At 59.8% G+C, this 26409-nt stretch carries 22 protein-coding genes and 1 pseudogene; 16 read left to right on the forward strand and 7 right to left on the reverse strand.

Annotated elements, in window-relative coordinates; genetic code table 11:
* Position 1 precedes the first annotated feature (1 nt).
* Positions 2-1180, forward strand: a complete 1179-nt coding sequence (locus CHB87_RS04535) for a zinc-dependent alcohol dehydrogenase (RefSeq protein WP_089407174.1) — start codon at positions 2-4, stop codon at positions 1178-1180.
* 117 nt (positions 1181-1297) lie between these two features.
* Here CHB87_RS04535 and CHB87_RS04540 read toward each other — a convergent pair whose 3' ends face one another.
* Positions 1298-1762, reverse strand: coding sequence for a catalase family protein (locus CHB87_RS04540; protein ID WP_142988221.1), 465 nt, complete (start codon positions 1760-1762; stop codon positions 1298-1300).
* 10 nt (positions 1763-1772) lie between these two features.
* Here CHB87_RS04540 and CHB87_RS04545 point away from each other — a divergent pair, with 10 nt between their 5' ends.
* The 8 genes and pseudogenes from CHB87_RS04545 (at position 1773) to CHB87_RS04570 (ending at position 9935) form a co-directional block, all read left to right on the forward strand.
* Positions 1773-1925 carry a low affinity iron permease family protein gene (locus CHB87_RS04545; protein ID WP_245817801.1) on the forward strand — a complete coding sequence of 51 codons (153 nt, stop codon included), beginning with the start codon at positions 1773-1775 and terminating at the stop codon, positions 1923-1925.
* A gap of 137 nt (positions 1926-2062) precedes the next feature.
* A pseudogene (locus CHB87_RS22840) lies at positions 2063-2326 on the forward strand (acyl-CoA dehydrogenase family protein); the annotation flags it as partial.
* A 16-nt stretch (positions 2327-2342) separates the two neighbouring features.
* Entirely contained in the window at positions 2343-3044 is a 702-nt protein-coding gene (locus tag CHB87_RS22445; protein WP_281252306.1) for an acyl-CoA dehydrogenase family protein, read from the forward strand.
* On the forward strand, positions 3044-3244 hold the full coding sequence (locus tag CHB87_RS22715) for an acyl-CoA dehydrogenase family protein (protein ID WP_217897006.1): 201 nt from the start codon (positions 3044-3046) through the stop codon (positions 3242-3244). The genes CHB87_RS22445 and CHB87_RS22715 overlap by 1 nt, the downstream gene beginning before the upstream one ends.
* Positions 3245-3820: 576 nt before the next feature.
* On the forward strand, positions 3821-4474 hold the full coding sequence (locus tag CHB87_RS04555) for a PAS domain-containing sensor histidine kinase (RefSeq protein ID WP_342743545.1): 654 nt from the start codon (positions 3821-3823) through the stop codon (positions 4472-4474).
* 202 nt (positions 4475-4676) lie between these two features.
* Positions 4677-8348: a chemotaxis protein CheB gene (locus CHB87_RS04560; RefSeq protein ID WP_089407178.1), complete on the forward strand. Its 3672-nt coding sequence runs from the start codon at positions 4677-4679 to the stop codon at positions 8346-8348.
* Positions 8345-8956, forward strand: coding sequence for a response regulator transcription factor (locus tag CHB87_RS04565; RefSeq protein WP_245817802.1), 612 nt, complete (start codon positions 8345-8347; stop codon positions 8954-8956). Before CHB87_RS04560 ends, CHB87_RS04565 begins: the two co-directional genes overlap by 4 nt.
* A gap of 148 nt (positions 8957-9104) precedes the next feature.
* Positions 9105-9935, forward strand: a complete 831-nt coding sequence (locus CHB87_RS04570; RefSeq protein ID WP_089407179.1) for a response regulator — start codon at positions 9105-9107, stop codon at positions 9933-9935.
* A gap of 602 nt (positions 9936-10537) precedes the next feature.
* Here the strand turns inward: CHB87_RS04570 and lnt are convergent.
* Positions 10538-12316 (reverse strand): apolipoprotein N-acyltransferase, encoded by a 1779-nt coding sequence (gene lnt / locus CHB87_RS04575; RefSeq protein WP_342743539.1) that lies wholly within the window; start codon positions 12314-12316, stop codon positions 10538-10540.
* A 36-nt stretch (positions 12317-12352) separates the two neighbouring features.
* On the opposite strand from lnt, the gene CHB87_RS22155 reads away from it, so the two are divergent.
* On the forward strand, positions 12353-13087 hold the full coding sequence (locus CHB87_RS22155; RefSeq protein WP_176441586.1) for a prolipoprotein diacylglyceryl transferase: 735 nt from the start codon (positions 12353-12355) through the stop codon (positions 13085-13087).
* 17 nt (positions 13088-13104) lie between these two features.
* On the opposite strand, the gene CHB87_RS04580 is transcribed toward CHB87_RS22155, so the two are convergent.
* Positions 13105-17400 (reverse strand): choice-of-anchor D domain-containing protein, encoded by a 4296-nt coding sequence (locus CHB87_RS04580; protein WP_089407181.1) that lies wholly within the window; start codon positions 17398-17400, stop codon positions 13105-13107.
* A 130-nt stretch (positions 17401-17530) separates the two neighbouring features.
* The gene (locus tag CHB87_RS22720; RefSeq protein WP_281252307.1) at positions 17531-17659 is read right to left on the reverse strand and encodes a hypothetical protein; all 129 of its coding nucleotides are present in this window, start codon (positions 17657-17659) and stop codon (positions 17531-17533) included.
* A gap of 517 nt (positions 17660-18176) precedes the next feature.
* Between CHB87_RS22720 and CHB87_RS04590 the strand changes: the two genes are divergently transcribed.
* The 3 genes from CHB87_RS04590 (at position 18177) to CHB87_RS04600 (ending at position 22900) form a co-directional block, all read left to right on the forward strand.
* Positions 18177-20636 (forward strand): winged helix-turn-helix domain-containing protein, encoded by a 2460-nt coding sequence (locus CHB87_RS04590; protein WP_245817803.1) that lies wholly within the window; start codon positions 18177-18179, stop codon positions 20634-20636.
* 85 nt (positions 20637-20721) lie between these two features.
* Entirely contained in the window at positions 20722-22203 is a 1482-nt protein-coding gene (locus tag CHB87_RS04595; protein WP_176441587.1) for a sensor histidine kinase, read from the forward strand.
* Positions 22190-22900 carry a response regulator transcription factor gene (locus CHB87_RS04600; RefSeq protein ID WP_089407184.1) on the forward strand — a complete coding sequence of 237 codons (711 nt, stop codon included), beginning with the start codon at positions 22190-22192 and terminating at the stop codon, positions 22898-22900. Before CHB87_RS04595 ends, CHB87_RS04600 begins: the two co-directional genes overlap by 14 nt.
* A gap of 25 nt (positions 22901-22925) precedes the next feature.
* Here the strand turns inward: CHB87_RS04600 and CHB87_RS04605 are convergent, their stop codons facing one another.
* Together CHB87_RS04605 and CHB87_RS22160 are read right to left on the reverse strand one after the other, a co-directional pair.
* Positions 22926-23438, reverse strand: a complete 513-nt coding sequence (locus tag CHB87_RS04605) for a response regulator (protein WP_089407185.1) — start codon at positions 23436-23438, stop codon at positions 22926-22928.
* On the reverse strand, positions 23369-23674 hold the full coding sequence (locus CHB87_RS22160; RefSeq protein ID WP_176441589.1) for a hypothetical protein: 306 nt from the start codon (positions 23672-23674) through the stop codon (positions 23369-23371). The genes CHB87_RS04605 and CHB87_RS22160 overlap by 70 nt, the downstream gene beginning before the upstream one ends.
* A 188-nt stretch (positions 23675-23862) precedes the next feature.
* On the opposite strand from CHB87_RS22160, the gene CHB87_RS22990 reads away from it, so the two are divergent.
* Complete coding sequence (locus CHB87_RS22990) at positions 23863-24333, forward strand: outer membrane beta-barrel protein (RefSeq protein ID WP_483866698.1); 471 nt, start codon at positions 23863-23865, stop codon at positions 24331-24333.
* A 49-nt stretch (positions 24334-24382) separates the two neighbouring features.
* Here the strand turns inward: CHB87_RS22990 and CHB87_RS04610 are convergent, their stop codons facing one another.
* Positions 24383-24745: a hypothetical protein gene (locus CHB87_RS04610; RefSeq protein ID WP_217897007.1), complete on the reverse strand. Its 363-nt coding sequence runs from the start codon at positions 24743-24745 to the stop codon at positions 24383-24385.
* 158 nt (positions 24746-24903) lie between these two features.
* Between CHB87_RS04610 and CHB87_RS22165 the strand changes: the two genes are divergently transcribed.
* Together CHB87_RS22165 and CHB87_RS04615 are read left to right on the forward strand one after the other, a co-directional pair.
* Positions 24904-25092: a hypothetical protein gene (locus CHB87_RS22165; protein ID WP_176441590.1), complete on the forward strand. Its 189-nt coding sequence runs from the start codon at positions 24904-24906 to the stop codon at positions 25090-25092.
* Complete coding sequence (locus CHB87_RS04615) at positions 25089-26333, forward strand: ammonium transporter (RefSeq protein WP_176441591.1); 1245 nt, start codon at positions 25089-25091, stop codon at positions 26331-26333. The genes CHB87_RS22165 and CHB87_RS04615 overlap by 4 nt, the downstream gene beginning before the upstream one ends.
* Positions 26334-26409 lie beyond the last annotated feature (76 nt).

The following is a 26409-nucleotide window of genomic DNA, read 5'->3' on the forward strand; positions in this document are numbered from 1 at the left end:
TATGAAGGCTGTCTGCTGGATGGGAACAAGCAAGGTTGAGACGTTGACGGTGCCGGATCCACAGTTGCTCAATCCGCGAGATGCAATCATCAAGGTTACTCGCACGGCTATCTGCGGGTCGGACCTGCATCTCTTCGATGGTTTCATTCCGACGATGGAGTCAGGAGACATTCTGGGCCATGAGTTCATGGGTATTGTGGAAGAGGTAGGGAAGGGTGTCACCAACCTCAAACGCGGCGACCGCGTCGTCGTGCCATTCACCATCGCTTGTGGAGGCTGTCTTTTCTGCAAGAAGAAGCTTTGGGCGGCATGCGATAACAGCAATCCCAATGCGCATCTGATGGAGGCAGCTTACGGGTACTCCGGCTCTGGTCTCTTTGGCTACTCTCACATGATGGGCGGATATGCCGGTGGACAAGCGCAGTATGTTCGCGTACCCTTCGCCGATGTCGGACCATTGAAGATCGAGAGCGATCTTGCCGACGAGAAAGTTCTCTTTCTCTCCGACATTTTTCCCACGGGATACATGGCGGCCGAGCACGCGCAGATCGAGTCGGGCGATACGGTCGCTGTCTGGGGATGCGGTCCCGTGGGACAATTTGCGATCGCCAGCGCCTTCATGCTCGGTGCCGGCAAGATCATCGCGATTGATCGGTTGCCGGAGCGATTGGCGTTGGCGCGTGGACTTGGAGCCATCACGGTCAACTACTCGGAGGAAGATGTAAGCGTTCTGACCGCGCTGAAAGACCTGACCGGTGGGATCGGACCGGACTCATGTATCGATGCGGTCGGTCTCGAAGCCCATTCATCGGAGCTGCAGGGCTTGTACGATAAGGTGAAGACAACGCTGATGATGGAAACTGATCGTCCCAGCGTGCTGAGGCAGGCGATTCAGGCTGTCAGGAAGGGTGGGACGCTTTCGATCCCTGGGGTCTACGGTGGCCTGCTCGACAAGATGCCCTTCGGCGCCGCCTTTGGCAAAGGCGTCACGATGAAGATGGGCCAGACAAATATGCATGCCTACATGAGGCCCCTTCTTGAGCGTATCGAAAAGGGCCACATCGATCCAAGCACCATCATCTCGCATCGCATTACGCTCGATCAGGCACCAGAAATGTATAAAATTTGGCGCGATAAGAAAGAGCAGGTCACGAAGATCGTCATCGATCCCTGGGCTTGAGCCTTCACTGCAAGAGGTGTTTCTCTGTCGTTAGTCCCGCACGGCAAGAAGGTCGTCGATGCCTTTACACAAATACCCGAGTATCTAAACAGATACTCGGGTATTTGTTCTTTATCCCTAAGCGGGAATTGTGTCCGCTGAAACTGACTCCACGATGGTTCGCGCGTTACGCTGCGAGCGATACTTCGCGGCGTCTTCATAGGCTTTGCGCCCTGCGCGCATGATTCCTCCGAGAGGGCGATGTATTGCGAGTTTGTGCCATGGTGTGAAGGACATCTGCTCATCCACGAAGGTCTGACGCGCATCGGAGTAAGAATTCTGTGGCCGGACAGTGATCGTTGCTACCGTCGGCCAAGGAGACTGCTCTTCGGGCCATGGCTTGTCGGCTTTTTCATTCGGGAAGGCAGATTCTTCCTGATGGTTATCCTCCGAGGCGAGCGCAAGCTGAACCTTCAGATCCCACACGGCCGTCTCATCTGCAAAGAACTCTTGGATGAGCAGTTGGATCGCGTTGTAGCCGGCGCCCAAGTCGATTTCTTTGCCGGTCAGTACACGCAAGCTCAACACGGGAACGACTATCATCACCCTCCTGATGGTGTTCCCCACCCAAAACGCGCAGAATCGTGACGCGAGGGCGATCAATCTCAAACTAAATGGGTTGATTCGCGCAACTGATAAGGCGCGCGATCAAATGATCGTGGCAGGTCGTCAAGGCGCATTTGCCATGCTGCTTCGTCTACGTTAGGAGTGATCATCGGGTACTCACCGTTGTGATGCAGGAAGTGGCTCCGACGTTATCGTTCTTTGTTCGAGTTGGACACTACGTCAGATAGGCACGGCGGGTCTCCTCGACCTCAAAATCTAGAGGTATGAAATACGTCCATGCTTTTGACTTCTGGTGTCGAAGAGTTCCCGTCAACCGCACTCCGTAACGTACGCGATAAAGCGAAGCAGATTGCGACCTCCGTTGCAGAACCCAGGGCTGAGGAGGTGGATCGCAACGGCGTCTGGCCTAATCACACGATGAAGGCCTTGGCGCATGAAGGCTTGCTGGGATTGCATGTTCCCGAGCAGCTTGGCGGGCTTGGACAGGGCTTGCAAGGCCTTATTGCCGCCACCGAACTGCTGGGGCAGAGTTGTTCATCCTTCCATGTGCTTCGGTATGCACGTCATTGCGACTGCGGTAATCGCGGCGAAGGCGACGAGAGAGCAGGAGCTGCGGCTGCTTGTTCCCATCGCGAAGGGCGAGCACATCACGACGCTGGCATTGTCGGAGAGTGGAAGCGGCGTCCATTTCTATCTGCCGCGCTCGGAGTTACGGCAGACGAGCGAAGGTTTTGAAATCACTGGGAAAAAGCAGTTCGTCACGAACGCTGGCTATGCGGACAGCTACGTCGTATCACGTATAGGGGGCGACGATTCGGAGTTTTCGAGTGTAGAGTTTAGCTGTGTTGCGGTCGAAAGGGACGAATTCGGTATCACGGTGAGCGGAAGGTGGGAGGGGCTTGGGATGCGGGGCAATGCTTCGCGGCCCATCACCTTCAATCAAGTGAAAGTTCATCAAGCCGATTTACTCGGCGAGGTAGGCGATCAAATCTGGTATGTCTTCGAGGTGGTAGCGCCTTACTTTCTCACGGCGATGGCGGGAACGTATCTGGGCATCGCTCTAGCGGCGCTTGATATAGCTGTAGAACACGTAAAAAGCAGAAATTATGAATCTTTGAGAGAATCTCTCGCCGATGTACCCGTGATTCAGCATCAAATCGCGGAGATGTGGGCCAAGGTAGAGCAACCGAGACAACTCGTATATCGGGCGGCGCGACTGGGCGACGCTGGAGACCCAACTGCGCTGACGGCGATTTGATGAGCAAGGCGGTTGCTGGGGAGGCAGCCGTCGATGTGGCGAATGAGGCGATGACCCTCTGCGGCGGTCGAGGCTATCGCGAAAATGGAAAGCTGGCGCGGTTGCTTCGCGATGCGCGGGCAAGTCACGTGATGGCTCCCACGACAAATCTCCTCAAGCTTTGGGCCGGTAAGGCTCTGCTCGGTCTGCCTTTGCTGTAATGACAAACGTCCTCCTCAATACGCTCGCAGAGAAGCCTTCCAGAAAAAAGGGCGCGATCCTCCTTTTGCATCCGATCGCATCGGGAAGCTCTGTGGAACGGACGGTGAAGCGGTTTGCGGATTCAGTTGGAGCTCCGGTTCATGTCTGCGAGCGGTTGGCCGATCTTCCGGCAATTCGTCAACGCTTTCAGTCGAGTTTCAATCTCGCTGTCTTCTCGCGTCACTTCATCGATATCGTCGGGGCCTCCCGGACGTTGCATGCCGGCGCTCCGTTCGCCGAAATCCTCTTTCTCTGCTCATCCTCCCAAGAGCAGGACTTGCGGGGACAACTGGGACCTATTCCACGAATCGGTACGCATTGGCGTTGTGCCGACCCCGAAAATGAAGCCTTCCTCCGCCCCCCTTGCAGACAGCCTATCGTAGAGGAGAACAGCGGCGAACCGTCCGCACGACGCTCGACCGTTTCAATGCACGTCTGACCACGACGCCGTCGGCCGTCAACCCACTTCAGTTGCGCAAGCTGGTCATCTCCGACAGGCTTCTGGCCAGTGTTCTGGAACATGCGACAGATCCGTTCTGTCTGTCGATATCGAACAACGAATCATCGGATTCAATCCATCGGCGGAGAAGCTTTTCGGCATGCCGCAGGCCGAGGCTCTCAATCGGCCTATCGCTTCATTAGCACCCGATAGCTGGGCGGCGCTCGTGTCGGGCCTTCTTCAGGACGAGGCAGTCTCACCCGGAGGGGTAGAGTTCTATCGGGACAAGAATCGCGATGCAAGCCAGGTGTTCGATTCCAGAGACGCCATCGAACATATCGTTCAGATCTATTCTAGCCGTATGGCGACGAAATCAGTGAATGGGCTATGTTGCCTGGAAGACAACCTTCCGCTTCGCATGGCGAAGGGTGATTTCCAGCAGGTGATTTCGAATCTCATCTCCAATACGATCGATGCCTGCAGCCGCAACGGCACGATCCATATCGATTCCTATACTTACGAGCATTCCTGCATCTTCACGGTGTCTGACTCTGGCGGCGGAGTTCCGGTGTCGATTCTCGACAGAATCTTTACTCTCTTCTTTACAACCAATCAGGATGTGAGTACCGGCCCGGGCCTGTGGGTTACAAGGGACATCGTCGAGAAGTACCATGGCACTACAGCCGTGGAGAACCGTACCGAAGGTGCCGAATTCAAGGTTGTGCTCCCCGGAGCAATTCTGGCGTCTTGAATTTTGCATCTCAGATGGTCAGGACGCTTTCATTGCGCGAAGAACGACACAAAGGCCTGATAATGGAGGAGCCCTCAGAAGAGCAAGGATGACCCTGCGTCATCTGCCAACTCATCCACCGGTTGAAGGCTTCGTCTTACCGTCTGAAGAGTGGCTCTGAAGCAGCCAGTGATATCCGCTCATCGGTCAAATTGGGGACAGCATGAGCGATTCGAAAGCATTGACCGTCGTTGGCATTGGAGCATCCGCAGGTGGGCTTTCGGCGCTGAAGGCATTCTTTAAGCAGGTTCCTGAAGACACCGGTCTCGCCTTCGTCGTCGTCGTGCACCTCTCTCCGGACTTTGAGAGCCATTTGGCTGATCTGCTTCAGCCCTACGTCGGGTTTACCGTGGAGCAGATCAAGGAGACGACCCTTCTTGAGCCAAATCATCTCTACGTCATACCGCCGAATGCAAATCTCAGCGCGATCGATACCCATCTGCGGCTTTCTCAACTGGAAGAGCGGCCTAGGGACCGGGCGCAGATCGATCACTTTTTTCGGACGCTCGCCAATACCCATGACGGAAATGGCGTGGCCGTCCTGCTGACTGGTACCGGCACCGACGGCACCCTTGGAATTATGGAGATCAAGGCGAGCGGTGGGCTCGTCATCGTGCAGGCCCCGGAAGAGGCCGAGTACGATGGGATGCCCAAGAGTGCCATAGCGACGGGGATTGTGGATTTGATCCTTCCTATCGCGGAGATTCCACGAAGAATCCTCGAATACAAGGAGATCGAACCCAGAATTGCTCTTTCGGTAGATCCCGAAGAGGTCTCACCCGACGAAGGAGCGCTGTTGCAGGATCTGCTCACCGTGCTTCGCACGCGGACGGACCGCGACTTCAGCCGCTACAAGCCGTCGACAATTCTTCGCCGCATCACACGCCGGATGCAACTGAACCAGGTGGATGACCTTTCAAAGTATCTTGACCTCATTCGCCGTCGTCCGGAGGAGGTGACGGCGCTGGCCGACGATCTGCTGATTACAGTCAGTTCATTTTTCCGGGATCGCGAGTTCTTTCACAAGCTGGAGTTGGAGGAGATTCCTCGTCTGTTTGCCAAGAAGATGGAGCTGGATATGATCCGCATCTGGTCCGCCGGTTGCGCCACGGGCGAAGAGGTGTACTCGCTTGCCATCCTCCTCTCCGAGGAGGCGGAACGGAGACAGTCCCCGGTCCAGATCCAGATCTTCGCCTCCGACCTGCACAGCCAGGCTTTGGAAAAGGCTCGCCAGGGAATCTATCCGGCCAATATCGAAAACGAGGTAAGCACGGAGCGCCTGAAGCGGTTTTTCGAGGCGCAGCATGGCGGGTATCGCATTCGCAAAGAGATTCGCGATCTGGTGGTCTTCACGCCGCACAACCTACTCACGGACCCACCTTTTTCACGTTTGGACATTCTTTCGTGCCGCAACCTGTTGATCTATTTGGAGCGCGAGGTCCAGCGGGATCTCATCGAGTTGTTCCATTACGCTTTGAATCCGGATGGAACGCTTCTGTTGGGCTCAGCCGAAAGCATCGACGGCTCCGACCTCTTTCTTGTCGAAGACAAGAAGCTTTGCATCTTCCGCAAACGGAACGTTCCGTCGCGTGACCCGCGCCTGCCGGTCTTTCCGCTGACGCGCAACCGCCTGCTGGCGGATACGACAGCCCGTGGCGGTCATACGCTGACCACGATCTCACATGGCGCGCTGCACCAGCAGATGGTGGAGCGGTATGCTCCGCCGAGCATTCTGATTAGCCCCGACAACAAAATCGTCCATATCTCGGAACACGCGGGACGATACCTGATCCACCCGGGTGGGGAGCCGACAACGAATGTCTTGATGATTTTGCGGCAGGAGTTGCGGATCGAGCTCCAGGTCTCACTGCAGCAGGCGCGTGAGAAGAAGGAGGCAGGCGCCTCCGGTGCAATCTCGGTGCGGTTTTCAAGCGAGGATCTCCGGCCTGTCGTGATGCATGTTCGACCGGCGATGGAATCGGAGCGCGATGGCTTCGTTCTGGTGATCTTCGAAGAACGGACTCCGCGGAAGGCCAACATCCCGCAAAGACCATCGGAGATGCTCTCCGACTTCAGTGCCGCGCGTATCGACGAACTGGAATCGGAGCTGTCGCTCACTCGTCAGCGGCTGCAGTCGATCATCGAAGAGTATGAATCGAACCGTGAGGAGATGAAGGCCTCCAGCGAAGAGATCCAGTCCTCGAACGAGGAGCTTCGTTCGACGATGGAGGAGCTGGAGACCTCGAAAGAAGAACTGCAGAGCAGCAACGAAGAGCTTCAAACAGTCAATCAACAGTTCAAGCTGAAGGTTGAAGAACTGGCTCAGCTCTCGAGCGATCTGCAAAATTTGCTGTCCTCGACAGACATTGCGACCCTGTTTCTTGGACGGGACCTCCGCATTCTACGTTTTACGCCTAAGCTCCGCGAGCTGTTCAACATCCTTGCCACCGACCGTGGACGGCCTATCTCGGATCTCACTCATCGTCTGGGCTATCACGAGCTCCACAAGGATGCAGAGACGGTGCTGGGAAGCTTGATCCCAGTCGAACGCGAGATTCAGGATCTGACGGGGCGCTGGTATCTGACTCGTGTTCTTCCGTATAGGGCTGCGAACGATCAGATCGGCGGAATCGTCATCACCTTCGTTGATATCGATGTACGGAAGCGTGCCGAGGGGCGATGGAAGGAAGCCAAGCTGGCTGCCGAGACGCTGATCGAAAATCTGCATGAACCGCTGTTAGTGTTGACTTCGAACCTTGATGTCCGCTCGGCCAACAGGGCGTTTTACGAGCATTTCCAAGCCCAGCCACAGGATACGATCGGGCGGAAGATCTACGATCTCGGCAATCGTCAGTGGGATATTCTCGCACTCCGTGGCCTACTGGAGAATCTGCTGAAGAAAGATCTCCACATCGAAGACTTTGAGGTCGATCACCATTTCGAGAGTATCGGACGGCGCGTGATGTTGCTCAGCGCCCGATATCTTGACATACCGCAGAAGACGATTCTCCTCGGCATTCGCGATATTACAGACCGGGTGAACAATGAAGAGCAGCGGGTGGAGCTACTGTCGAAGGATCGAGCACTGGCTGCGGAGACGGCACTTCGAAGCACCGAGGCGGAGCTCGCTCGTGTCGTCCGTGCCTTATCGGTAGGCGAGCTTGCGACGTCGATCGCCCATGAGATCAATCAACCGCTGGCCGGCATCGTCACGAATGCGGAAGCCGGGATGCGATGGTTGAGCAATAGATCGCCGAGCATCGAGGAGGCGAAGGAGTCGCTGTCGCTTATCGTGCGAGATGGAAACAGGGCGAGCACCGTGATTCGGCGCATTCGCGAGTTTCTTCAGAAGGAGACCCCTCAGGACAATTTTTCGGTCGATATCAACGAGGTGATCGATGAGGCACTGGCTCTGACCCAGTCCGAGTTACTCAAGCGGAGAATCAAACTGCGGCGCGAGCTTTCGAGCGAGCTTGGCGAGGTGCGGGGCGATCGGGTTCAGCTTCAACAGGTGATGGTCAACCTGATCCTCAATGGAATCGATGCGATGGCTGATGCGAAGGATCGAGTGCTGCTGATACGGTCGGAGCGGACGAGTGGCGCCCTTCACGTATCCGTCTGTGACACAGGGTCAGGCGTCGACTCAAAAAATATCGTCCGCATGTTCGACGCCTTCTACACGACCAAGCCGACCGGTATCGGCATGGGTCTCGCCATCAGTCGAACGATCCTCGAGGCCTGTGGAGGAAGGATCTGGGCGGAGAGCAACGATGGCCCTGGGCTGACGATCAAATTCGAGATGCCCAGTGCCGCCGGAACAGGGGAGACCAAATGAGCGATGTGGCTCCGGTTGTCTTTGTGGTCGATGACGACATCTCGGTAAGACAGGCACTGCAAAATCTGTTTCGCTCGGTTGGTCTCAAGGTCGAGGCATTCAGCAACGCACAAGAGTTCCTGACCTGCAACAGGCCCGACGCCCCGGGCTGCCTGGTTCTTGACGTCCGTCTGCCTGGACCGAGCGGCATCGACCTCCAGCGTCAGCTCACGGGATCGGGAAAACAGCTGCCTATCATCTTCATCACTGGGCACGGAGATATTCGCATGTCGGTCCTTGCGATGAAGGCTGGCGCCTTTGAGTTTCTGACGAAGCCTTTTCGCGACCAGGAGTTGCTGGATGCTGTGCAGGGCGCACTCGAGCGAGATCGCGGAGAACGCACGTCGCGTAGCGAGGCTGCCCTCGCCCGGAACCGGTATGAGTCTCTGACGAGCAGAGAACAGGAGGTCTTCTCGCTCGTCGTCCGCGGTCTTCTTAATAAACAAGTTGGCGGCGAGCTGAATATCAGCGAGGCAACGGTCAAGCTGCATCGAGGCAATCTCATGCAAAGATGCAGGCGGAGTCGGTTACCGATCTCGTCCGTACGGCAGAAAAGTTGGATCTGTTGAGGGGCTAGGCGCAGGGACGCATGCTGTTCTTTTGACGCGGCGAAACACACCTATACCAAAGTCTAGGTCCAATCGACCAATGGAGACTACCAATGTCACCTTTTCTGGTTGAAAGTGTAAGAGTCGATTTACTCGACCGGAGTTGGTCATGTCTTCTGATTTTCGTGAAAATTTCAGTGCCGTGGAGAACACCCTCTTCCTGAGTCGAAAGAATTGGGCTCTTGTCTCCATCGTGGACGATGATGAATCTATCCTGACTTCGACCGATCGGCTCCTCCGGTCTGCGGGCTATCATGTCGCGACCTTTGACTCTGCGGAGGCCTTTTTCGATTCGCAGGCAGTGGAGAACACGAGGTGCCTGATTCTCGACGTTCTCATGCCTGGTCTTGGAGGACTCGAGGCACAATCCAGGATCAACGAAACCCAGCCGGTTCCGATCATCTTTGTCACCGCGCATGAGGATAGCAAGACAAGGAATCAGGCCTTGAACGCTGGGGCCTACCGATTCTTCGGGAAGCCATTCGACTCAAACGCGCTTCTAGCGGCAATCGACAGCGCACTGAGCGAGACGCCGAAACCGCGCAAGCCCACAGCCCTCGTCATCGGAGCAGACACAATGTTCCGGGTCCCGATCCTGCTTCAAGCCGGTTATTACGTCCGTACCTGCCCGTCATTACAAGAGCTCTGTGCCGAACTGGAATCGGGAATGCAAAACTATTTTCTATGTGTTTTCGAGCAGGAAAGCCCGATAGAGTGGCAAATGCCGGCCGCACTCTGCTCAAGATATTCGATCCCTGTCGTCATGTTTCGCAGCGTCGCCGAAACGTCCGCTCAACTAAAGTGCGAGCTTCGCGTCGAGCCGTTGACATCGCCTCAGCAATGGCTTGCAGAACTGCAGACTGTTTTGAATAAGATCGCAGCGAACACCGCAAATATGGAGGCGCGAATTTCGCGAAGAATTTTCAAGGGCCAAAGCTGATCCTGTACTGCTCATTGTGTGACCAATCGCTTGCTGGGAGCATCTCGAACTTCGATAGCTTAAAGTCTGTGAAACCCTTGATTCGAGCTTCGAAGGCTCGCCGAGATAGACGGGCTGATCCCCTACAGTCAGCCCGCGCCCGTTGGTGCCATTTTGGTGCCAAATATCGCCGATTGTGCCGGTTCTAAGCATCTCCTCCGGCTTGTAACCTCTCTTGAATCAATGTCCGGCCACTTCTTGAACACCTTCACACGGTGGAAGTCGTAGGTTCGAATCCTGCTGGGCCCACCATTTAGAATCAGCGAGTTGCAGTCAATCGAGACCCGAGCGTCAGGGGCACTCAAGAGGCACACAACAAAGTTAACAGTTTTTAGCGAGCCTGCAAACGAGAAAAAGGCAGTGGCCCGCGTAATCGGGCAACTGCTTTTCATTTCACGTGTCCTAGCTTTTTGCTTCAAAGATGCCCGCTGAGTGTGTCAGGGCCATCCTCTTCGCTTCGATGGCTCCTTGTTGGTACACGTCCTGCGTCATACGAGCGGAAGCATGGCGCATCAGTTCCTGCACCACCTTGATGTCCTCCCCCTTGGCGCAGCTCCGACTCCTCAGCCGCTGCAAAGTGGCCGCCCTTGGGCATGGTCCGTTGCCTTGTCCCCTGCAGGTGGGCGTAGGCGCCGTTCTCGTCGGACCAGCGGGCGGCGTCGGACCGGGACTGTCGCTCCGCTGGCGTGATCTCGGCATGCGGGCCACACATGGCGCCGTGTCGAAGATCGTATCAAGAGCAGCATCAGGCAGGACGATAAGAGACCGGCGAATCGATGTCCGGCGCGGTCGTAGAAGGTGTGTCCGCCTTCCATGAGGGGCAGGAGCGCAAGACGATGGCTTGGCGGCCGTGCATGCAGAGAGGGATCGACCGCATACGTCTCCTGGATGACTCGACCGTTGGCGTCGATGAAGGCCGACACGCCGGAGTTGACGCTTCTTGCCATCGCGCTGCGTTGTTCGACGGCGTCGAAGACGGAGAGCGCCAGATGTTCCCACGGCTCTGAGCCTTCACCGAACCAGGAGTCGTTGCTGATGTTCACCAGCAGGTTCGGGTGGTTTGCTCCGATGCTGCGTAGGAACTCGGGCAAGGTGTCTTCAAAGCAGATGAATGTTCCGAGTCTCCAGCTTGTGCCATCGGGCTTCTTCAGCAGAAGAGGATCCGCCGAGCTACCGGGAGTAAAGCGAGCGTATTCCCGCGGCATCAGCCGGGTGAGCCACGGCAAAGCCTCGCCGGCCGGGACGCGCTCCCCAAAGTTCAGCAACCTGACTTTGTCGTAGATCCCCGCGATCCTGTCTTCGCGGTCCACCAGGATCGCCGAATTGAATGCCTGGTGCGTGGCCCAGTCGATGGTTTGTGCGCCGGCAATGACGGGAGTGTGGAAGCCCTGCAGGATAGGGTGTGCTGGAGAGACCGTTGCCGATCCAGCGTGGCGTTGCAAAGCGAACGGGTAGCTTGTCTCGCTCCAGACGATGAGTTGGGCGCCTTCCGCCTCCAACTCTCGCGACTGTTCCTGCAAAAGCGCGAGGCGCTCCGGCGCTGCTTGTGGGCTCAGAGAACCCCGCTGTGCATGCGCGAAGTTCGGTTGGACGATGCCGACCCGCAGCTTCGGCGCGGCGTTGGACCTCGCGTCGATCTGGCGAATACGCATCTCTCCGTAGACGAGCGTGGCGAGAAGAATTCCTCCCGATACGATGGCGGGCACGACGGCGCGCCGTCTTGAGGCGGCCAGGTCGTAGAGCGCGCCGTTGATGAGTAACAGCAGGGCGCACACGCCGGCCGGACCGGCGATGTCGGCTATCTGGATCACCAGCGGATGCCAGGCCTGCGTGATCGCGAGGCTGTCCGGGAAGATCATGGGGACGGTCCATTCAGCGGCCACCATCGCGAGAGGCGCGATGAGCGCCATGGGGATGTACCCGCGACGCCGCAGGACGTGGACCGCGGCGCCGAACAGCGAGAAGGTCAGCCCCTGGTACAGGCAGATTGCGAGGAAGGCAACGAGAGCAAGCGGCCAAGGCAGGCCCGCGAACCGCCGAATCGTTTCAAACAGCCAGTAGAAGCCTCCGATGTTTACGATCAGCCCTGCCACGCTGCTGAAAAGCACGGCTCTCGCAAGCGACGGTGTGCGCTCCAGCACGATCATCAGCGGGATCATGGCGAACCACGCGCCGACAGAGAATCGAAAGGGCGGCGCGCTGAGAAACCAGAGGCATCCCGTTGCCGCCGCGAGCGCGAGCCTGGACCAGTCGGAGAGTTCGCGTGTGGGCGTGGTCCTTGCCGGTGTCATAGTAGTCTGAGGCTTTCTGAATTCCGCGAAGCGCGAGCAAGACGGAGACATCGCATCTATCCGGTCATCCAACTCGGCCCGTTTACGTTGTATACCTTCGGACTCGTCGCCGGCGTAGCCGTATGCCTCGAGTTCTACGTGCTGGATCGATACTTTGCCCGCGATCGTCTGCGGGTCAACATGTGGGCGTTGGCTGTCACGTTGATCTGTGCCGGAATCCTGGGCGCGAGGCTCGATTCCGTACTGGTTCATGCGATACGGCATGCGGATCTCCAGAGCGCCGGGGCGAAGATGCTGGCGGTTGACGGGGGGTACACCTACCTTGGAGCCGTGCTGGCGGCGCTGCCTGCGGCACTCGTCTTTCGAAGGATGAACCACCTCCCATGGCGAAGTTTCGATGGAGCTTTCTGCATCGGGCTTGGCTATGCTGTCGGCAGGATCGGGTGCTTTCTGGCCGGCGACGGCGACTATGGCGCGCCTACATCGCTGCCATGGGGCATGAGCTTTCCCCACGGCACGGTTCCCACCAGCCTTCGCGTTCACCCCACCATGCTCTATAGCAGCGCGTGGGAGTTTCTCCTCTTTTTTCTCCTCTGGCGGTTGTCGAATCCTGAACGCCGTCCTCCGTTGCGCGCTGGAACGATCTTCTGCATCTACATACTTTCTTCGAGCGCGGGCCGTTTTCTCGTGGAGTTTCTCAGTCGCAATCCGGTTCTGGCGCTTGGGCTCAAGGAGGCGCAATGGGTCAGTCTTGCACTCATTGTCTTCGCGACCGTTCTGCTGATCGCTATCCATTTTAAGCCGGGGCCAGAACCGGGTTGATCGTCGACCGCCTACCCTCAGAAGGCGCTTCCGCTATTCGGCTGTTGGTAGGTCAGGGTGATGGTGTGGGTGATGGTTCCACTCGTCGCCGTGACGGTGAAATTGACAGGCGGCAGATTGACGCCGCAGCCAGGTAAGACAATTCCTCCCGCCGCGATGCAGATGAGAACGAGCAGGATCTTTCGGCCACGGACCGACTTCAGCTTTCGGGCCAGCGGAAGGCAGAGCGCAAAGCAGGCAAGGATGGGCCAGCTCTGGCGCGGGTTCAGTGGCGGACGCTTCATCCCGGCCACCGGTGGCGCCAGCGTTACGGTCGTGGCGGTGGAGCCGCCGTTCGGCGTGACGCTGGGTGGATTGAAGACCGGGGTTCCGAAGGAAGGGTCGAGGCCGGTCGCCGTGAAGGTGATCGGCTGGTTGAAGCCGGCGGCGGTGAGTGGGGCAACGTTGATGACCCATGAGGGATTGCTCGGACCCTGCGTTCCCGAGGTCGAAGAGAGCACGAAATCGGTGGGATTCGTACTGCCGCTAAGCGACACGGGCAGGCTATAGGCGCTCAGTCCAAGGTTGAGGTTGGCGGTGAACTGGGTTGCGCTGGCGTCCGGTTTGAAGGTGACGCTGATCTGGCAGGTGACGCCTTTGGCGATCGAGGCGGGGCAGTTGTTGGTCTGGGCGAAGGCGGTGGGATTGGTTCCGCTGAAGGTGGGGGTGGTAAAGCCGAGCGGCTGGTCTCCGGTACTGGTGACCGTCACGACCTGCGCCGGGCTGGTGGCGCCGGCCGCCGTGCCGGGGAACTGGATCGACGACGGCGTCACGATGGCGTTCGCGGACGAGATGGTATTCGCGGTGAGGGCGGTCGCGAGTGTATGCAGTTGCGTCTGACCGAGATAGTTCCAGTTGACCGTCAGTTGCGCGTTGTAATGGGTATCCGCGGCGATGTTTCCATAGCCGAAGCCGACGTTGATCTTGCAACTGGCGCCCGGAGCCAGTTGGATGGTGGTGAGATTCAACTGGCAATCGGTGTAGTTGAAGGCTTGCGCATCGGTTCCCTGGATCGCGATATTCGATGCTGGATTGTTTCGCGCGACCTGGATCGTCTGCGAGGTCTGATTCGAAAGAATGACAGGGATGCTCGGATTCGTATAGAGCAGTACGTCCTGAAAGTCGATCGAACCCGGTAGCAGGAAGACATCGCCGTCCTGGGCTGCGAGACCCGTGCCTGCGAGGGCGACGGAGGGATTCGAAGACCCGTCCGTCACGGTGAACGTGCCCTGGACCGAGCCCACGCCAAAAGGGACGAAGCCGAGAGTATAGGTGCAGGACGCGCCAGCTGCGACCTGCTGCTGGCAGGTGGTGGAGACGACGCTAAAGATAATCGTAGGGTTGAAGACCGTGCCTGAGATCGTCACCGGCGCGGACCCGCTGTTGGTGAAGGTGACGACCTGTGTGGCGACGGCGCCCGAGCCCACGTAGGCGTTGCCGAAGTTGACGGTAGCCGGCGAAAGCGTCTCCTGGGTCGAGCTGCCGGTTGCCGTGAGTTGGACGGTCTGCGTGCCGAGGCTATCGACGACGGTCAGCGTGCCGGTGATCGGGCCGGGGGTGGTGGGCGATGCGCTGACGGTGTACTGGCAGCTTCCGTTGGCGCCGACCGAGGCTCCGCAGCCGTTGTTCGTCAGCGCGAAGCCCGCGCCGGTTACGCTCGCCCCGGTGATCGACAGGGGCAGGCTGCCGCCGTTGGTCAGTGTCGTGGACAGCGTTGCCGACTGGCCATCGGCGACGGATCCAAAGGCCAGCGTGGTGGGCGAAAAGGTTGCGTTGGGTGGGGCAGCCCCGGGGCCGGAGAGTGCGACGGTGAGCTTTGTCGCCTGGTTGTTGAGATCGGCGGTGGTGTAGGTCGAGGTCAGCGTACCGGTCGACTGGGGCGTGAAGGTAAACGATACGGTGCAGCTTGCTCCCGGCGCGATGATGCCGTTGCAGTTATCGGTCTGCGTGAAGTCCTTGCTGTCGGTCAGCGAGCCCTGCAGCAGGTAGATGGATTGCGCGGTGCTGTTCGAGAGCGTCGCGGTCTGAACGCTGCTGGTCGATCCCACGCTGGTGGAAGGAAAGGTGAGGGTGGTGGGCGTCAATGTCAGGGAGCCGCTTGCGCCGGGCTGAATGGCGGCGATGAAGCCGTCGTAGGTTCCGCCGCCGGGGGTCGACTGATAGGGGCTGGCAAGCGGAAGGTCGGTCGCACTCGTCTCGCCCACGATCAGAACTTGGCCGGAGCCGGCGAGATAGACGCGGCTCGGCTGTGTGTACCCGGTGCTTGTGCCCAGGTAGGACGAGAGGAGCAACGAGCTATCGAAGCTCTGGGTGGTGTCGATCAGACCAATGACGGCGTCGTAATCGTTCGGTGCAAGCGTCGGCGTGGGCAGATTGTTCTTGACTGGGAAGCCCGATCCGGCAACGCCGGCGAACGCTACCTGGCCACCCTTTGAGACGCCGATTTCAACGCCCACCGGCACGAAGGTCGAGTAGAGCAGGGTCTTGCCATCCGGGCTGAACTTGCTGATATAGCCGGCGGAGTTGCCGTCGATGGCGGTGTAATAGCCGTTCAAGGTCGGGAAGTCGCCCTGGTAGGTGTAGCCGGAGACGTAGATATTGTCCGAGGGATCGAGCACGATGTCGCGAGCGGTCACCGATCCGCCCGCGGTCGAGCCGCCAAGGAACGTGGCATAGAGAACGGAGGCGCCGGTAGGGTCGAGCTCCATGAGGAAGCCCGAGTTGCAGGGATTGGACTTGCATTGCGGCTGGAAGGCGCCGGAGGTCGTGGTGGGAAACGATGCGTCCTTGGTTTGGCCGTGGACCCAGACGTCGCCTTTGGAATCCACCGCTACGGAGGCGAGCTGGGAGTTCGCGGCCTCGATATCGTTGCCCATGTAGGTCGCATAGACGACGGAATCCGTTCCGGTCTTGGTGGTGTCGAGCTTGGCAAGGAAGTCTGGACTGATATAGAAGAGAGAGTTCTTCTTCCAGATGAATCCCGCACTCGAGGAGGCGCCGGATTGCCCGACCACGTAGACGATGCCGTTGTTCCCGGTCGCCATGACCGGCGGCGCGTAGCTGGTAGCCGGCTGACCGTAGCCGATGAGCGTGGAGTACAGGATCGTCGAGCCATCCGGAGACAACTTCGTCAGCGTGCCGAAGGGCTGACCTGTCGCAGGCGTGCCGCCGGGATAGCCGTTGACGATGGGAAAGTCCGTGCTCTGCGTGACGCCCGCCACGTAGATGCTGCCGTCGGTATCCAGCGCGAGGTTATAGGCCTGGTCGCTGGCGCTGCCGCCGAGATAGGTCGCGAAGATGAGCGTCTGAAAGGTGCTGTCGAATTTGGCAAGGTACATATCCGGCGTGGAGGAGCTGCCATTGTCCTCGTTGAACGGGCCGCAGTTGCCGGCGCAGCCTCCGGCGGTTGCGCCGACTGTCTTCAGGCCGGTCGAATCCGTGGTCAGCAGCAGGTAAAGGCTGCCGTCGCTGCCTACCTTGAGATCGACGATCGAATCGTTGTACTTGCCGCCGAAGTAGCTGCCGTAGACCACGACCGGGTCGATGATCAGCGCCTGCCGATGATCGTAATCACCGAGGGCGAAGCCGTAATCGCCATCGGCAAGAAGACGGTAGCTGACGGGTACCGGCATCTTCGCGCCATCCGCCGCCTGCTGGTAGGCCACCGGCTTCAGCAGCCGCATGGCCTCGTTCCGTGCGCCGGCTGTCGCGGTCTGGCGCAGGACCAGATCGCCTGTTCCTTGGTCGGGCGAGGTCGCCGCACCCTGAAACCGCATGCGGATCAGGGCTGGATCGGCGTTCGGAGCCAGCAGATAATCGTGCTCCAACTGGCTGCCGTTTCCGTAGTAAACGAGATCGATTCCGGGGTAGACAGCCGGCACGCGGACGCGGCTGAACTGGCTGACGCCCGTCCGCCACTGTGCGGGATCGTTGCCCAGAAGATAGTGGCTGCGACCGGGCAGGGCTGCTTCACCCCTGGGCATCGCCGCTGCATTGGCGCCATCGAGCGTCAACGAGATGGCGGCCTTGCCCGGAGTCGCGAACTGTGTCGCGCCGCCGGCATCGAGGCGCATCGTTCCGGCGGGTGACCGGCGGGTCATCGCGCCGTCCGCCGCTGGTTCGAAGTACAAGGGGCGGCGCAGCAAGGTCTGCTTCGCCGTCTCGCGTGAGGGCGGCGGCGCTGCGGTCTGGGCAGGGGAGGCGGTGGAGGCGAGCGCAAGGATCGTCAGCAGGATACTGTAAACGAAGGCAAGGGAACGAGCATGGATAGGCATCGCAAAACTCCTGAAAGTAAGATCAAGGCAGGCAGAAGCGGCTCCGTAAAGCAATTTTTGAGGCTGGATCGCGGGCGGTTGTCCTGGCCGATCGGTGCAGAGGGCAGTCGTTCCGGAATACCGGCGCTGCCTAATCTTTCTGTTTGTTCCTGCCGTAGTTCTGGATGAAGCGTTCGAGCCGGTCGAGCGCCGGTACACAAAGCGCAAGCGCGGCCAGGATGCCAACGGTGACGGGGAGGGAGATCAGTTCGTCGGGCATTTTGCGTCTCCTATAGATGTCGCTTTGAAAATCGAGGCGTATGGGAGTCGTCCTTCATCTCTTGAATGGAGCGTTCGCAGACCCACACATCGTTGTCGGGGGAGCAGAAGAGGTGCAGTTTTCCTTTGCTCGCGGCGAGCTTCAGTTGCGCTGCGGGTACGTGCAGCCCGCCGAGTATGTCGCGGAGGTTTGGCAGCCAGGGCGATCCGCAGACCGGACAGCACCTGGGTGGGGGAGCATGACTCGAAGCCGCCCCAGCCTCACGGGAGAAGACCTCGGTGACGGTGAGGGTGACTTCGGTATGTTCGATTCGTATCGAAATCCGTTTCCGTAGCATGGGTCTGTTGTCCCATGCGCGGCGGATGGACGTCTTCAAATCGCTCTCAACCGTGGCTCAATTCCGGCTCAATCAGATCAAGTGCTTCAAAAGAAGGGAGTTAGTTTTTCATCTTTTCGCGCCGGAGCGACTGCCTGCCTTTGGTATGATCTTCCTGAAACGCACGATCTGCAGGCGAGCATGGTTGGCACGGCCTCGACTGCGCACGCGAACCGGCATCTCTCCCCGTCCGATCGACCCTGGTCGCTGCTCATGCTGCTGGAAACGCAACGCCGAATCCGATTTGAGGGCTACCTCATCGACCGGGCCGCCTGGGAGCTCCAGTGGCAGGATGAGACGATTGCGCTCAACCGGAAGACCTTCGACCTGCTCCTTTTCCTGATCGATCACCGCGATCGCGTCGTCTCCAAAGAAGAGCTGCTGCAGTCGCTCTGGCGCGATCAGTTTGTCGAGGAGAGCAACCTCACGCAGCATGTCTTCCTGCTTCGCAAGGCGCTCTCGCGCCACGGGTCAGGGCAAAGGATCGTCGAAACGGTTTCCGGGCGCGGTTATCGGTTTACGGCTCCCCTGGAGGTAGAGCCGCAGGAACCCGAGGAGGTGGCGACGACCTCCCAGGTCCTCCTGCACGCGAAGACGTCGGTGACCGAGATCACGATCGAGGAGGAGGAGACCGATGCCGCCCCGTCCGCGCCTGCTTTCATGTCGCAAGGCAGCAGGAGGAATCGGACCCGCTGGGCGGTGGCGGGCTCGTTGGTCGCGATCGGTCTGGCGACCGCCGGGTGGTTTGGCTGGCAGCATTGGCTCGACCGCACCGGCGGGGCTCCGGTCGACGTCGTTATCGCTCCGCTGGCCGGCAGCACGGGGGACCAGGTTCTCGACAGTGCGCTGGTCGATGCGCTGCGCATGGATCTTTCGCAGAGTCCGTTTGTCTCCGTGGTCGCCCCGGCCAGGGTCCGGGCCACCCTTGCCGAGATGAAGCAGGATCCGAACGCCGCGATGACCGCCGCCGCTGCCGCCGAGGTCTGCGAACGCACCAACAGCCAGGCCGTCCTGCACGGCAGCATCGCCCGCACGGGCCGGCACTTTCTGGTCACGGAGGAGGCGACGAGCTGCGTGAACGGCTCGCCGCTGGCCGAGGCCAAGCAGGAGGTGTCCACCCTTGAAGACCTGCCGCACGGCATCGACAAGCTGGCCGAGGGCATCCGGCAAAGACTTGGTGAATCCCGGCGCAGCATCGCTCGCTTCGATGTTCCGCTCTTCCCTGGACGTACTGCCTCGCTGGAGGCCCTCAAGGACTTTACCCAGGGCGAGCTTCAGTCCAACCAGGGCAAATACGTCGACGCGATTGCGTTGTTCAAGAAGGCGGTTGCCGCCGACCCGAGCTTCGCGGAGGCGCAATACGATCTGGCAGCAACCTCGGGTAGCGTTCTCGATCTCAACGCCGAACGGGAGGCGCTTCTCAAGGCATACGCCTTGCGCGACTCCGCAAGCGAGCCTATCCGTCTTGGCATCATCGCGCTTTATCATGTGGCCGTCACTCAGGATCTGTACGAATCGGAGCGCAACTACCGCAACTGGACAGAACTCTATCCGCGGTCCGCGCAGGCATGGAACGGTTTGTCGATCGTGGAAAGGGATCTCGGTCATCACCAGGAGGCTCTTGCCGCCGCTGAACACGCGCTTGAACTGAGGCCCGCCATCGCGGGCTTGTACGCGAACCTTGCCTTTGAACAGATCAAGGTAGGTAATCCGAGGGGAGCTCTCGACACATGTCAGCGCGCACTCGCCAAAGGCATGGACGTCGACTACGTTCGCGAACACTGCTTCCAGGCGGCTTATGCGCTGCATGACGCGGCCCAGGTCCAGCAACAGCGCGAATGGTGCGCGGCGCATCGCGATGCCGTTTACATTCGAATGGACGAGATCGACATCGCCATCGCGGAAGGACGATTCGCCGATGCGGTTCGTCTTACGCCAGCGCTAGAGGCGATCATGCGACAGCGGGGGATGTCCGAACCGGCGGACGGCTTTATCCGCGATATCGGCGACAATCTGATCGAGTCCGGCGATGTCGCCGACGGCGTTCGCATCCTTCGGAGCGCACCGGTCGACCCGAAGGACGAGATCAGCGTACTTGGATTGGCGAGGGTCGGAGATTTTGCCGCTGCCGAAAGCGCCCTTCGCGCCATGCAGTCCGCGTTTCCCCAGGGGACGCTGTGGAACGACTATCGCGGTCCTGAGATTCAGGCGGTCATCGCACTGGCGACCCACAGGCCGAAGGATGCGATCGACGCTCTCGAACGGGCGCGGCCGCTCGAAGGTCGCGATCCGGTGATCAGCCTGCTGCGCGGCGACGCGTACCTGGCCGCGGGCCAGCCTGCACAGGCCGAGACGGCTTATCGCAAAGTCGTCGATGGCCCCGATCAGCAGCCAGAGGCGGAGGAGATACCGCTCTCATGGCTCGGTCTGGGCCGAGCCTATGCCGCGGAGGGAAACCGGCCGGCCGCCATTCAGGCTTACGAACGCTTTCTCTCGCTCTGGGCGCATGCGGACTCGAACGCCGTGCGTCTGGTCGAAGCGAAGAGCGAGCTTGGCGCGCTGCAAAACGGTGCGCTGCAAAACGTCCGGCAGGCTCGATAGAGGATTGTCCGGACGGGCCCTGCGCGAGCCATTGTGAGGGTAAGACGAACAAAGTGGGTACTATAAAGATGCAATGAGTTCCATCGTGGCAGACCTTGAACGAGCCGCCTCTCGCCGCATCCGTCAGCGGCCTCGCACTGAGTTCGCGCGAGCGGTCGCCGCGGTTGTTGTCACGATCGGCGTGGCCTTATCGGCATTTCTGCTGCACGTCAATCTCGCATCCGCGGTCTCCGTACTGCTGTTGTTGACGGTGGTGGTTTCGATTGGCTGGGGATTCGTTCAGGCTACCGCAGTCTCCCTGGTCGCGGTGGGGTGCCTGGATTTTTTCTTCACCGAACCCCTTTACGAGTTTTCGGTCAGCAGTCGTGAAAACTGGATCGCACTGGGCACCTTCGAGGTGACAGCGCTGCTGGTGAGCCGATTGGCCTGGAAGGTGCAAGTCCACGCGCAGGAGCAGGAGTCGCAACGGAGGAGCATCGGCAAACTCTATCAACTCAGCAATGCGATCCTGCTGGTGGAGAGCCGGGGATCGGAGGCCGAACAACTTGCCGGCCTGCTGCGGGAGTTCTTTCTCGTCGAGTCGGTCGAGATCTGGATTGCGCCCGAGGCGGAGGTCGCGGCTTCAGCGATGTCCAGGCAAAGTCCGATCAACCCGGCTCACCAGGTCTTCGTGGATGGATTGAACGGGGATGACATCGAGCGCGGGTGGTCGCGCCGAGTGCTGCGCATCGGAACCTCTCCGATTGGCGGGATGGCGTTTCATGGGTGGGAGGTGGAGCCGGCGCTTGCGGACGCTGCTGCTTCCCTGGTGGCGGTGGCGATCGAACGCGCTCGTTCGCGCCACAAGGAGAATCGCGCCGAAGCGGCACGCAACACGGAACAGCTCAGGGCTGCTGTTCTAGACGCTCTGGCTCACGGATTCAAGACTCCGCTGACAGCGATCCAGACCGCCAGCTCGGGGCTGCTTGCGATCGGCGGGCTGGAAGAGACGCAGGCGGAGTTGGTGGAGATCGTCGAGCAGGAGGTCGAGATGCTGGCGAACCTCACCACGCGTCTGCTCCAGACCGCGGCGCTCGATGCCAAAGAGATACGCATCCGGTCGTCTTCTGTCTCGATGTTGACTTTGCTTGAAAGGATCGTCAGCGAGCAAGAGTCCGAGGCGCGGGAACGCATCGGCATCGTACACTCCGCGCCTGTCGAGGCCGTGCAGGCGGATCCTCAGTTACTTGCCTTGGCGCTGGCCCAGGTCATCGACAATGCAGTGAGATACTCCACGGTGGGAACTGCGATCGACGTTGAGGTGATGCAGGATGAAGCCACGACGCGGGTGATCGTGGCGAACCGAGGCGAGCCCATCGGAGAAGAAGACCTGGGACGCATCTTCGACCGCTACCATCGCGGCGCGCACGCGAGCCGCGGTCCGAGCGGAACGGGCCTGGGGCTTTCGATCGCAAAAAAGATCGCGGAAGCACACGGCGGCACGGCCTCCGCGGCCTGCATCGGAGACAGAATCACCATCACATTCAGCTTTATGCGAGACAGAGGGAACGCACATGGATCGGCATGAGGGAACGGTACTGCTGGTGGAGGACGATCGAGCGATTCGTCGCGGGTTGCGCACGACGCTGTCCGCGCTGGGCTTCGAGCTGGGTGAGGCCGACTCCGGCGAGGAGGCGTTGAAGAGGCTGCAGATGGCGACCTACGATGCCGTCCTGATGGACCTCAATATGCCTGGGATGGGTGGCGTTGAAGCATGCCGGCGCGTACGCAGCGAGTTTCCACGCATCTCGATTCTGGTGGTGACGGTTCGCGACAGTGAGGAAGACAAGATCGAAGCTCTGGATGCAGGCGCGGACGACTTCATCACGAAGCCGTTCAAGGTAGGAGAACTTGCCGCGCGTATACGAGCCGCGGTGCGCCGCCAGCGAACTCCCGCGCAGGTCGATGGAACGATTCACGTCGGCATCTTCGATCTCGCGCTGGAGCGCAGATCGATCAAGAAGCGAGGGCAGGAGATCAGGTTGACTCCCACGGAGTTCGATCTTCTTGCCTATCTCATGACGCATGCAGGACACCCTATCCTGCATGCGAAGCTGCTGAGCGCGGTGTGGGGTCCGGAGTATGGCGACGAACGGGAGTATCTTCGCACGTTTATCCTGCAGCTACGGCGCAAGCTGGAAGACGATCCAGCGGCGCCAGTCTATCTCAGAACCGTGAACTACCTGGGGTATGTCTTCTCCGATCCGGCGAACGACGAATCTTGAACGGCATGGGGAAGCCTTACAAATTTCAAGCCATGCTGCTGCGAATGGCGAGTAGCCTGTGCGGCTGTCTCCGCAGGCAAGCGCCGAGGCGAGCCTGCACGGCTCTCAGGCTCAAGGGCTTCCAGACGAAGTCGTCGGCCCCGGCGTCCAGCGTGTCGACAAGAATGGATGAATCGCTGGCAGCCGAGAAGACGATGATCTGAGCGGGAGACAGGGCGCGCAGCCGGCTGAAGAACTCAACCGCGTCCAGTCGTGTGTTCGAGAGATCGAGAAGGATCGCGTCGGGATTCCAGAGAAGCAACTTCGGCAGATCCTCATGTTCGCATTGCGCGGTCTGCACGGCATACCCTGATTTGGTAAGCGTGAGGCGCAAGCCATCCACGGGATCGTATTCTTCGCCGAGTATCAGGACCCTGATACCGGACTCCTTCGCGTCGAGCTGCCTGGGATCAACGTTGTGCGTTACGCTCATGCGCGCCCCTTGATGAGAATTGCCGTGGCAAGCACGACTCCGATGAAGGCAAAGAGCGTGAACCATGCGCCGAGTACAAACCAGACCGCGAGCCTGTCCCGTGTCTCTCCCTCACGCATCGGAAGAGAGGGAAGGGCGCCGCGAAAGAGCAGGAATTTCGACTCCTGCACGCGTGGCGACTCCTCTCTATCGGCGTAGCCGCTCTGTGACTCGCGCAGATCGCGCATCCTGCCGCGGATACGATGCGCCGCATCCACGACAGGCTCGGTGACCCATGGCCGGGCAGGGCGGGTTTCTTTCATGCGCATCTTCAACATCTCCCACTGGAATGATCCGCCGGAACCCATAAATAAGGCATGAGGAAAGCGCTTATGCCTCGCTCACGCATCCAGAGATCGCGTCATCACGGCCGATTCATCCGGCGCTTACATCTTCGAGAATGTGAAGGCCGGCAAGTATGTTCCAAGGACGCATCGCGATGGCTTCGCCGATGCCGTGGTCGCCTGCATCGACATGGAGGCTCGTCAGTAGCCAATCGCAGCGCGCTGCCTCGTCCCGATGTCGTCACCGCCAGCACAGCCGGAGAGGTTCACAGCAGGGGATGTACTTCGCGCCGGCGCCCGTCCATGCAGGAAGCCTCGGTAACGCCGGGGTGGGCATCATCGAGGGGCCGGGCACTGCGGCCGTCAGCCTTGACGCCGCCAGGAAGTTTCTTATCGCCGAGCGCACCCATGCACGTTTCGAAACGACCTTTACGAACGTGCACAACCATACGAACTCGCACCGCTTGCGACCGCGATCGGCGGTGCGCGGTTCGGTCAACCGAGGAGTGCGCAGACCGCCGAAGGCGCCGGCAGTCGCACCGGCCAGGCGGCCCTCCGGTTCGACTTCTAAGCGACTTGCCGTGCAAACTCGAGTCGAGAAGGCTTCATGCCTTCTCGACCATCTTCATTTCGATTGAAGTCGGAAAAGTTTTATCTCGCGCGATCTCATCAAGCGCGACATGAGGTCTAACCCTTCCAGAAGGTCATGACGATGCCGCCGAGGACGATGAGCGCCCCGCCCGCGAGGATGGGCGGCGTCGGCGACTGGCCGAAGCGCAGCTTGGCGACGATCTGCGCGACGACGAAGAAGAGCACCACGTAGACGCCAAGCAGCTTGCCAAAGTCCCACTGGGGAAGGTTGACGAAGAGTCCATAGAACCCGAGGACCACGACGCCGATGGCGAACCACATGGCGCGGGTCGAGCTGTTGGAGCTGGAGAGACCGGAGTTGAAGCAGGCATCGCCAAAGACCTCGAGCGAGGCCGCAAGGGTGAGGACAAAATAGGCTCCAATGGACGTAGAGACAAGCTGGCTGAGCAGACTCTTCAACGCTGCACCTCTTTTTATTTTGTTGGTCTGATGTGAGGAAAGTATAACAGTTGGGGCTATGCGAGATTGTTGCTTTTGCCGGGCTCGCGTTGCGTTGACCAGGGCTTAGAATGGGGTTGCTACCAATCTCAACCCTGTCTTGTTGCAAGGAGTCTGCCATGCGTGTGGTCGGGTGTCTGCTGATGCTTTCGGGATGTTCGATCGCGCTTGCTTCGCTTGCATTGCTGCATGCGCAGGGACAGCGTTATGCGTTCGTCATGGCCGCGCTTACCGTGGAGGCGTTGGGCCTTTGGCTGCTGGCGCAGAGCTATCGAGGTGTGCAGCTTGCGGCAAAGGACAAGCGATGATCGCGCTCTTGTTCATTCTGCTGATTCCGTTCGCGGCTGCGGGTCTTGCGCTGATTCATCAAGGACTGGGACGTTCGCGCAGCTCGGCGCACACGCTGCTGGCGACGCTTTGTGCGATCGCGATCGCGGCGGTGGTGTTCCTTGCGGTGGGGTGCTCGTGGGCGGGGCATGCGGGCGGCGCGGCGCATGTGCTGCATGGCTTCGACTGGCTGGGCGCGGAGCCGTTCATGGGGCAAGGTCTCTATGCCAAGCCCGGCAGCGCGCGCGAGACGCTGGTGCTTTGCTTCCAGCTCTTCGCGGTGGGTTTGGCAGCGATGATTCCGATCAGCACGGGCAGCGACCGCTGGCGGATGACGGCCATCGGCGCATGGAGCGTCGTGGCGGCAGGGCTGATCTATCCGCTGCTCTCGCACTGGATATGGGGTGGGGGATGGCTTGCCACGCGGCTCCCAGAGCTTGGACTGCCAGGCTTTGTGGATGCGGGCGGCGCGGGCGCGATCCAGGTGCTGGGCGGTCTTGGCGCACTGTCCGTCGGCTGGGTGCTGGGACCGCGGCGGGGCAAGTATACGCAAGGTATGGCGACGGCGATACCGGGGCACAACATCGTACTGGTGCATTTCGGCTGCCTGCTGGCGCTGGTGGGCTGGTTCGGGCTTGAGGGCGCGGCCTCGTTGCTGTTTTACAACATCGCTCCGGAGAGGTTGGTGTGGGTGGCGATCAACTGCCTGCTGGGAGCTTCGTCGGCGCTGCTGTTTGCCGTGGTGGCGACGCGGCTGCGGTATCGCAAGACGGACTCCTCGATCAGCGCGAATGGATGGGTGGCGGGGCTGGTGGCGGTGAGCGCTGGCGGCGCGTGGTTTTCGCCTGGACAGGCGATCTTTGTGGGGCTGATGGCTGGGGGGCTGGTAACGTTTCTGGTGGAGATCTTCGAGCTCTGGCTGATGGTCGACGACCCTGGCGGCGCCATCTCAGTGCATGGCGCGGCTGGACTTTGGGGGCTGGTTGCGTTCGGTCTGCTGGCGCCGCCGGCGGGGTCGCACCTGCTGGCGCAGTTGGTGGGCGTGGCTACGCTGCTGGGGCTTGGGTTGCCGCTGGTGCATGGGTTGAATATGCTGATCGACCGGTTCGTTCCATACCGCGTGGATATGGACGGGGACTGGCAGGGGATGGATATACGGGAGCTTGGCTCGGGAGCCTATCCGGAGTTTGTGATTCATACGGATGAGTTTGTGCCACGGTAAGGCCCGGCGGCCAACGCAACGACAGAAGCAGATCCTCTTCGAGGATGACAAACAAGAAGAGCAAAAAGCAAAGGCA

The sequence above is a fragment of the Granulicella rosea genome, assembly GCF_900188085.1.
Classification (GTDB): Bacteria; Acidobacteriota; Terriglobia; order Terriglobales; family Acidobacteriaceae; genus Edaphobacter; species Edaphobacter rosea.